The following is an 8,631-nucleotide window of genomic DNA, read 5'->3' on the forward strand; positions in this document are numbered from 1 at the left end:
CCGGCAAGCCGGCGCGGCGCGGCGACCGTCTCGCCGGCGATGGTCAGCGCAGTGCCGGTCCCGTCACTTCTGGCTTCGCCGCGCAGCACCGTGGAGTCGCCGATGAAGCGGCCGACGAACAGCGTTGCCGGCTCGTCATAGAGCTGCCGTCCAGTGCCGACCTGCTCGATGCGGCCGCGGTTGAACACGGCGATGCGGTCCGACAGCACCAATGCCTCCTCCTGGTCGTGCGTGACATAGACGAAGGTGGTGCCGAGCTCGCGATGGATGCGCTTGATCTCGAGCTGCAGCCATTCGCGCAGCTTCTTGTCGAGCGCGCCGAGCGGCTCGTCCATGAGGAGCAGCGGCGGGTCGAACACGATGGCCCGCGCCAGCGCCACGCGCTGCTGCTGGCCGCCTGACAATTCGCTCGGATAGCGATGCGCGAAGTCGCCCATCTTGACCATGTCGAGCGCCTTGGCCACGCGCCTTTTCCGTTCCTCCTGGCCAACGCCGCGCAGCGTCAGCGGATAGGCGACGTTGCGGCCAACCGTCATATGCGGAAACAGTGCGTAGTGCTGGAAGACGACGCCGATGTTGCGTTTGTGCGCCGGCACGCCGACGACACTTTGTCCTCCGACCAGCAGCTTGCCGCTCGACACATCCGTGAAACCGGCGATCACATTGAGCGTCGTCGTCTTGCCGGAGCCGCTCGGCCCAAGCAGCGTCATGAACTCGCCGGGCTCGATCCTGAGCGACACGCCGTCCAGCGCCTTGAACGCGCCATAGGCCTTGGTGACGGATTCGAGGTCGATCGCCGCGCCGCGATTGTCCGGTCTTGGGTTCATAGGCGTCCCTTCCGCTCGCGGCCAAGAAGAAGCATGCCGCCGCCGATCAGGATGGTCGTGGCGCACAAAAGGATCGTGCCGACGGCCGCGACCGTCGGGTCGGCGTCGCGCGTGATCGAGGAGAAGATCTGCACCGGCAGGGTCTTGAGATAGGGGTTGGTGATGAACAGCGAGACGATGATCTCGTCGAAGGACGTCGCGAAGGCGAACAGCAGGCCGGAGAGGATGCCGGGCAGGATCAGCGGCAGCGTCACCGTCCGGAACGTGGTGAGCGCGCCGGCGCCGAGGCTCGCCGCAGCCGTCTCCAGCCGCCTGTCGAACACTTCCAGATTGGCCGACACGGCGATCAGCACGAAGGGCAGCGCCAGGATGGTGTGGGCGAGCACGAAGCCGGGCAGCGTGCCGACGAGTTGCGCATCGAGATAGACGGCATAGATGCCGATGGCCAGAACCACGCCCGGCACAACCATCGGCGTCAGCATCAGCATCCGCAGCAAATTGGCAGGCCGTGCCTTCATACGGTCGAGCCCGAAGGCGGCCAGCGTGCCGAGCACCGTTGCCAGCACCGCCACGATCGAGGCGACCTTCAGGGAATTGAGGAAGCTGGTCGACCATTCTGGATTCGTGACGAAATTCTCGTACCACTGCCAGGAGAAGCCTTGCGGTGGGAAGGAGAGCGACTTGTTGCCGTTGAACGACATCGGCACGACGACCAGCGTCGGCGCCACCAGCCAGATCGCCACCAGCAGGCTGACAAGGCCGAGAACGACACGGGTGAGCGTCTTCATTTCCATCAGCGCCGCCCCGCCTCCCGGTGCCGCGACCGCATCACCGGCGCTGCAAGCGCCAGCAACAGGAAGGTCGTGACCAGCAGCACCACGCCCATCGCGCCGCCGCGTCCCCATTGCAGCAGGCTGAGCACCTGGGTCTGCACCAGTGTCGACAGCATCGTCGAGCGCGGCCCGCCGAGCAGTGCCGGCGTGATGTAGAAGCCCAGCGCCAGGATGAAGACGATGATTGCGCCGGCATAGACGCCCGGCAGCGACAGCGGCAGGTAGACTGTGAAGAAAGCGCGGGACGGCCGGGCGCCAAGGCTTCGCGCCGCCTGCACCAGCCTGAGGTCGATGCCTTTCATCACCGAATAAAGCGGCAGGATCATGAAGGGCAAAAGCACCTGCGCCATGCCGATCACCACGCCCGTCTGGGTGCGGATCAGCCGGATGCCCGCGAAGCCGGCTGATCTCAGCAGCGAGTTGATGACGCCGGAATCCTGCAGCAGGATCACCCAGGAGAGTGTGCGCACCACGCCGCTCACCCAGAATGGGATCAGCACGCAGAGAACCAGGACGAGCCGCACGCGCGGCCCGACCGCGGTCATGAGGTAAGCATAAGGATAAGCGCAAACCACGCAGACCAGCGTCACCCATGCCGAGATGGTGAATGTGCGCTGGAGCACCGCGAGATTGACGGGCGCGCCGAAGAACCAGGCATAGTTCTGCACGCCCCATTCCGGCTCCGAGAGGCTGCGCAGCACGATGGTGAGCAGCGGATAGCCGATCACAGCTGCGAGCAGGATCATGGCCGGCAGCGTGAGCGCGAACGGCCGCCAGGCCCATCCTGCCCGTTTTTCGGCAGTCTGGATCGTCGGTTCGAGCGCGCTCACGGGCCTTGCCTCCGTCAGCTCAGTTGCCGGCCATCAGCGCGGACCACTTCTCCTGCGCCACTGGGAAGTTCTCGACCCAGAACTTGATGTTCTGCTTGTAGCCTTGCTTCTGGCGCTCGGGCGTGTTGGTCAGGAACGCTGCGACCGACTCGTCAACCTTCGGCTTCGCATCGTTGTTGATCGGCGTGTAGGAGGTCTGCTGCGTGAGAATCTCCTGCGCCTGCTTGCCGAGGTAGGCATTCAGCAGCGCATAGGCGGCATCCGTATCCTTGACGCCGACGGGGATCGTCATCTGGTCCATCACCACCAGCCAGTCCTGCCAGGCGGGCGCGTATTTGGCGCCGTTCTTGACCGCCGTCATGGCGCGGCCGGTCCACATCATCAGCATGTCGGCTTCGCCGGACTCCGCGAGCTGCTGCGATTCAGCGCCCGTCTTCCAGTAGATCGTGTCCGGGCCGAGCTTGCGAATCACGTCGATGGCCTTGTCGATGTCGGCAGCAGTCATCGCCTTCGGATCGCCGCCCGCCACCTTGAAGGCCTGTTCGAGCAGGCCACCGGTCGGATCGCCGGATCCGTCCAGGGCGCGCACGCCGGGGAACTTGTCGGTGTCGAAGAAGTCAGCCCAGTTCTTGGGCGGGTTATCTTTGTACTTCTCCTTATTATACATCAGCACGACGCCGTAGTTCATCGCCGGAACCGAGCACTCGCCGACCTGTCCTTCGGGTATCTTCGAGACGTCGAGCTTCGAGAGATCGAGCTTCTGGAACAGCTTTCCGCAATGGACGTAAGGCGGCAGATCGCCGGTATCGACCACGTCCCAGGTGACGTTGCCGGATTCGACCTGGGCCTGCAGCTTGGCGATCTCGGTCGGCCCGTCATTGAACAGCTTGACGCCGGACTTCTCGACGAACTCCTTCAGCGCCGCCACCTGGCCATCCTGATAGATGCCGCCATAGGAGACGAAGGTCAGGGTCTTGCCCTTGAGCGAGCCTTCCTTCACCTCGCCCGCGACAGGCTTTTCCTGTGCGAAGGCGGTGGTTGTCAGCATTCCGAGCGCCAGCACGGCGCCAAGACCTGCAAGTTTCGACTTCAACATAACTCTGACTCTCCCATTATGCCCGCGTTTAATCGGACTACCTGGCCGCGAGCGGTTTCCAGGGCTTGTATTGATCGAGCTCGGCGCGTGCCGAGGTCGGCGGTGCGATGATCCACATCACCTCGGCCCGACCACTGCCGATGTTCTCGCTGCGATGTGGTGTCGATGTCGCGTATTCGATGCTGTCGCCTTCTTCGAGGACGTGGCGGGCGTCGCCAAGAGAGACCTCGACGACACCGCGAAGGACGATCAGCATCTCCTGCGCGTCGCCATGCGTGTAAAGCGCGGAGCCGGTCGAGCCGCCGATATCGAACTCGCCGACATAGACCTCCATGTCGCTCAGCGGCGGGCGGGAAAGCAGCATCTTACGGCAGCCGTTGCTGGGCGGAAGGCTTGGCCGCTCGCTGCGCCGGAGCACGCCATGGTTCTGTGTCGCGCTTTCCTCGAACAGCATCGCGACGCTCACGCCCAACGCCGAAGCCATCTGGTTGAGCGAGGCAGTACTGGCGCCGGTCAGCCCGCGTTCAAGCTGGCTGATGAAGCTGGCGCTCGTTCCGGTCGCTTCCGCGAGGTCACGCAATGATAGACGGCGAGCGAGGCGCAGGGCCTTGAGCCGCACGCCCAGCACCTGCTGCGCATGAGCTGCAGCCGTGCCGGCACCGTTCGTCGCCGGAGCCTGGCCGTCCTCCGAAGCCTCGCGCATCCCGTTTTCCTCCACTTAACACCTTGTACAGTACCACTGTACAGCTGGCAATAGGGGGCGGATGCCATTTCCACGGTCCCATGGCGGGGAACGGAAGCCGATCAAAAAATTAAGCATTCAACGGCAGTATCGAATGTCGGCCGGCAAGATGTCGTACAGCAAGGACCATTGTCGATCTGCTGAGCGGGAAGGGATTGCGATATGTCATCCTGGCTAAGAAAAGGACCGTTGATGCTCGTGCGCAGCCTGCTGATGCTGGCTGTCTTGGCGATCGGCACTCTGACTGCACGGGCGTTGGAACCGGCCAGCTATCCGGAGCCGCCGGACTCCGTAGCTTTCACCGTTCAGAAGGACGGCAAGCAGATCCCGGTCACACTGAGGCAGTTGGAAAAGCTCGGCCTCTACAAAGTCATCACCACAAGTCCTTTCGAGCAAGGGCAATTGACGTTTGAAGGCGTCCTGTTCCGAGACGTGCTTAAGTCCCTGGGATTGGCAGATAGGGATTCCGTCACTCTAAGGGCCGCGGACGATTACGTGCAGGTGATTCCGCACGAGGATTGGACGGAAGGTCCTCTGCTTCTTGCGACGCGCCAGGACGGGGAGTTGCTCACCCGACGAACACAAGGTCCGACCCGCTTGGTCTATCCTCTCAAGGATTTCCCCGCCTTCGACACGCCGATCCGCAAACCGCGATGGATTTGGCTGATCAAGACGATCGAGTCCGACAACTGACCGGCTGGTAGGCCTCCATGGTGGGATCTCGACTGAGAGGCTGGCGCATTCCGCTTACCTATGGCAGTGCCATAGGGCTGGCGGCGGTCGGTTCCGCGATCCTCATCGTCATGCTGTTTGTCAGTATCAGCAAGATCGAGTCTTCGCTGCCCCGGTTCGGGTTCTTCGCCATCCGCGAATTCCATATTGCCATACGCGACGTGACCCACCTGAGGGATATGATCTCGCTTGCTGAGGTCGCGCCCAACTCTCAGGCGAGCCTAGATCATCTGGCCGCTGCAAACGACCTGGTTTACATCCGCTTCAAGCGGGTCGACGGCGGCGAAACGATCAGCGCAATTCCCGCATATGCAGGCATCGTGCCGCGCGTGAACGACGCGGTAACGCGGCTCGACGCAGTGATCGCGGCGGGGCTCCCGTTCGATCAGCAGCGCTTGAAGGAACTGGGTCTGGAACTGGAGCAGATCGTCGGCCGGATGAACGACGAGTACTACAAATACGGCGAGGGCGTTAACGCCGATCTCTATGCGTCGGAAGTCAGCCTGAATCGGTTCAACTATCAGATAGCCTTTGCTCTGACGATCTTGTCGCTGCTGGCAATCGGGACGGCGGTTCTGTTCATCGGGCGCCGGGAAACGATAAAGAAGCTGGAATTTCTCGCCTGGCGCGACGCGACCACCGGACTGAAGAATCGTGCCTGGATGGCAGCCAACAGGGACGCCATGCTGGACCGGGCGAGGGAGACCGGTAGGCAGCTTCAGCTGCTCCTGATCGATCTCGACCATTTCAAGAGCGTGAACGACACCTTCGGCCATCACGTCGGCGATCTGCTGCTGAAGGCGGTTGCCGAGGTCCTTCAGTCGGTCGAGCGGCCCGGCGACGTAGCCGCCGTGCGATTGGGCGGAGACGAATTCGCCATCATGGCTATTGCCGATCGGAATGATCATGACGATTTGGGGCAACGTCTGCGCGAACGGCTGAACAGGTTCGCAGAGTTGGAGGGCCATCAGGTGCGCATTGGCGCCAGCATCGGCATGGCATGTTTCCCTCAGCACGGTTCCGACATTTCCACGTTGCTGCACAGTGCCGATAGCGCTCTCTACACGGCAAAGGCCGAAGGGCGGTCCGGTTTCGTGACGTTTTCGCCCGCGATCCTCAGTCAGATCGACATGCAGCTCGGTGAAGAAGCGGCCATCAAGCGGGCCCTCAATTGCGACGAGTTCTTCCTGGTCTGGCAATCCCAGTTCGAGCTGGCGACCGGCCGCATGATCGGGGCCGAGGCGCTGGTCCGCTGGCACGACCCGGTCTCGGGAGCGGTTCGTGCGCCGGCATCGTTCATTCCGATCGCGGAACGAAGTGAGCTGATACTGGAACTCGACAAGATGGTTCTGGGCAAGGCTTGCGAGCAAGCCGCCCGATGGATGCCTATTTCCACCGAAGAGTTCATCTGCTCGGTCAACGTCTCCGGAAGAAGCCTCCAGACCGATGCCTATCTGACGCATCTCACCGAGACGCTGCGGCAAACGGGGTTGCTTCCATCGCGTCTGCAGTTGGAGATCACTGAAGGGATATTCATCCAGAACAGCCGCAATGCTCTGGAGAGTATCGGCAAGATTAGAAACCTCGGAGTGAGCCTGGCACTCGACGATTTTGGGTCAGGTTATGCGAGCTTCGGATACCTTGCCGATTTCGACTTGAACCAATTAAAGATCGATCGCTCGTTCCTCAGCGATCTGGCTTCCTCCACGAAGAAACAGAACGTGGTCCGAGGCATCATCGCGCTGGCCAATTCGCTAGGCCTGACCGTTGTTGCGGAAGGGGTGGAGAACGAAGCCCAACTCGACTTCCTGATCCACGAACACTGTCACGGCGCACAAGGGTTCTTTATGTCGGAGCCTGTTGAGGCAAGGTTGATGACCAACTATCTCGTCGCAAGGCAGGGTGGCGCCAAAACAGATGGAAAAACTCGAGCCGAGTCTCTTCGCTTGGGCCCATCCATGCTGCGGAAAGTCGCCAAGCAGGGCCGCAAGACCGCCGATTGAATCAGGGCTCAGCCCTCGCCGGAAAGATCCCTCCGCGCCTTGTCCAGCTCCTCGGCGTAGCGCCGCATCAGATGGCTTTCAGTGAGCAGGCCAAGCACGATGCGGTCGTCGAAATCCTCAACGACCGCTAGCTCTTCAGCGCCGGCGCGCTGAAAGGTCTCCGCGGCGGACTGGACGTTCATCGACGGCACCAGCACCGCATCCTTGAACTGCGCGAGCGCCTGCACCGGAGTCTCGCCGTCTGAGAGGTCACTGTGCAGTTCGGCCACGAGCAGCACGCCGACATAGTGCCGGCCCCCTTCGACGGCGATGACGCGCTGCGCCGAGCCGAGCGGGATCTCCTTGCGGAACTCGGCCAAGGTAATCGAAGCATCGATGGTGCGGACGTCCTTGCGCATCATCGACCCGACATTGAGGCTGCGCATCCAGCCGACGTCGTGGGCGCTGCGGATCGTCTCGCCGCGCAGATGGAAGCGCCAGGTCGAGAAGGAGTAGCCGAAGGTCTCGCGCACCAGGATGGCCGACATGATCGACGCTGCCAGCACCACGCCGGTGAGCGTCAGGTCCCGCGTCGATTCCAGCGCGAGAAAAGTCATGGTCAGCGGGCCGCCGACGACACCGACGGCAAGCGAGGTCATGCCGACGACGGCGGCGACCGCCGGATCGAGCGCGGTTGAGGGCGCGGCCATCACCATGACGCCGGCAAAGACCTTGCCGAGCAGCGCCCCCAGAAACAGCGAGGCGAAGAACAGACCGCCGCGGAAACCGGAGCCGAGCGAGATCGCCGAGGCAGCAAGCTTCAGCACGAAGACGCTGGCCACCACGGGAAGCGCGTAGTTCATGGCGAACTCGCGGTGGAGTGCGCCGTGTCCGCTGGACAGCACCTGCGGCGTGACCAGCCCGAGCAGCCCGACAACGATGCCGCCGATGAAAGGTCTGACGGAAGCGTCGATCGCCAGCCGCACAAAGACGCGCTCGATAAGGCTCACCAGATGCATGATCGCGATGGACGCCGCCCCGCCGAGCAGTCCCAGCAGCAGGAACGGCACATACTGGCTGGCGGTCAGCGTCGGCAGGCCGGAAAGTTCGAGCGGAAACGGCACGCCGCCGAACATCTCAGCCGTCAGCGAGGCGGCGATCGCCGCCGTCATGACCGGCGCCACATTGGCCACCGAGTAGATGCCGATGACCAGTTCGAAGCCGTAGAAGGCACCCGTCAACGGCGCGTCGAAGGCGGCAGCGATCGCGCCGGCGGCGCCGCAGCCGACCAGGATGCGCACGTCGTTGCGGCGCAGCCGGAAGGCGCGCGCCAGCCTCGAGGCGATGCCGGAACCAACCTGCGTATAACCGGCTTCCAGACCGACCGAGGCGCCGAAGCCGCTGGAGATCATGGTCTGGCCGACAATGATGAACGTATCGGTGAGCGACATGCGCCCACCGTAGAGCGCGTTGGCTTCGATCGGGTCGACAGGCGTTCTGAACTTCCGCCTTCTCAGCCAGATCACCGAAAGGCCGAGCAGCAGTCCCCCGATCGCCGGAAACATCGCCTGCACCGGACTGGCCAGCGA

The 8,631-nt window shown here is 62.9% G+C and carries 8 protein-coding genes; 2 read left to right on the plus strand and 6 right to left on the minus strand.

The features are described from left to right. The 5 genes from EOA60_RS09520 to EOA60_RS09540 all read right to left on the minus strand — a co-directional run. Positions 1–827: spermidine/putrescine ABC transporter ATP-binding protein (locus EOA60_RS09520; RefSeq protein ID WP_206628114.1), on the minus strand; the 827-nt coding region annotated here is incomplete at its 3' end. Then, positions 824–1,621 (minus strand): ABC transporter permease, encoded by a 798-nt coding sequence (locus EOA60_RS09525; RefSeq protein ID WP_067326024.1) that lies wholly within the window; start codon positions 1,619–1,621, stop codon positions 824–826. The genes EOA60_RS09525 and EOA60_RS09520, both read right to left, overlap by 4 nt. Further along, positions 1,621–2,490: an ABC transporter permease gene (locus EOA60_RS09530; RefSeq protein ID WP_095800452.1), complete on the minus strand. Its 870-nt coding sequence runs from the start codon at positions 2,488–2,490 to the stop codon at positions 1,621–1,623. Before EOA60_RS09530 ends, EOA60_RS09525 begins: the two co-directional genes overlap by 1 nt. A 19-nt stretch (positions 2,491–2,509) precedes the next feature. After that, complete coding sequence (locus EOA60_RS09535; RefSeq protein ID WP_095823402.1) at positions 2,510–3,586, minus strand: extracellular solute-binding protein; 1,077 nt, start codon at positions 3,584–3,586, stop codon at positions 2,510–2,512. Positions 3,587–3,623: 37 nt separating this feature from the next. Beyond that, positions 3,624–4,289: an XRE family transcriptional regulator gene (locus EOA60_RS09540; protein ID WP_067327057.1), complete on the minus strand. Its 666-nt coding sequence runs from the start codon at positions 4,287–4,289 to the stop codon at positions 3,624–3,626. 231 nt (positions 4,290–4,520) lie between these two features. Here EOA60_RS09540 and EOA60_RS09545 point away from each other — a divergent pair, with 231 nt between their 5' ends. Further along, positions 4,521–5,021: a molybdopterin-dependent oxidoreductase gene (locus tag EOA60_RS09545; protein ID WP_067326015.1), complete on the plus strand. Its 501-nt coding sequence runs from the start codon at positions 4,521–4,523 to the stop codon at positions 5,019–5,021. Positions 5,022–5,038: 17 nt separating this feature from the next. Continuing rightward, positions 5,039–7,063: a bifunctional diguanylate cyclase/phosphodiesterase gene (locus EOA60_RS09550; protein WP_127335611.1), complete on the plus strand. Its 2,025-nt coding sequence runs from the start codon at positions 5,039–5,041 to the stop codon at positions 7,061–7,063. An 8-nt stretch (positions 7,064–7,071) separates the two neighbouring features. Here EOA60_RS09550 and EOA60_RS09555 read toward each other — a convergent pair. After that, a partial coding sequence (locus EOA60_RS09555; RefSeq protein ID WP_164899245.1) for a chloride channel protein occupies positions 7,072–8,631 on the minus strand: 1,560 nt, incomplete at its 5' end.

It is taken from the genome of Mesorhizobium sp. M1A.F.Ca.IN.020.06.1.1, assembly GCF_004023265.1.
Classification (GTDB): domain Bacteria; phylum Pseudomonadota; class Alphaproteobacteria; order Rhizobiales; family Rhizobiaceae; genus Mesorhizobium.

What these genes read in the sequence shown, in the direction of transcription:
- EOA60_RS09525 (WP_067326024.1), bottom strand. Translation starts at nt 1,621, where the DNA reads ATGGAAATGAAGACGCTCACCCGTGTCGTTCTCGGCCTTGTCAGCCTG.
- EOA60_RS09535 (WP_095823402.1), bottom strand. Translation starts at nt 3,586, where the DNA reads ATGTTGAAGTCGAAACTTGCAGGTCTTGGCGCCGTGCTGGCGCTCGGA.
- EOA60_RS09540 (WP_067327057.1), bottom strand. Translation starts at nt 4,289, where the DNA reads ATGCGCGAGGCTTCGGAGGACGGCCAGGCTCCGGCGACGAACGGTGCC.
- EOA60_RS09545 (WP_067326015.1), top strand. Translation starts at nt 4,521, where the DNA reads ATGCTCGTGCGCAGCCTGCTGATGCTGGCTGTCTTGGCGATCGGCACT.
- EOA60_RS09550 (WP_127335611.1), top strand. Translation starts at nt 5,039, where the DNA reads ATGGTGGGATCTCGACTGAGAGGCTGGCGCATTCCGCTTACCTATGGC.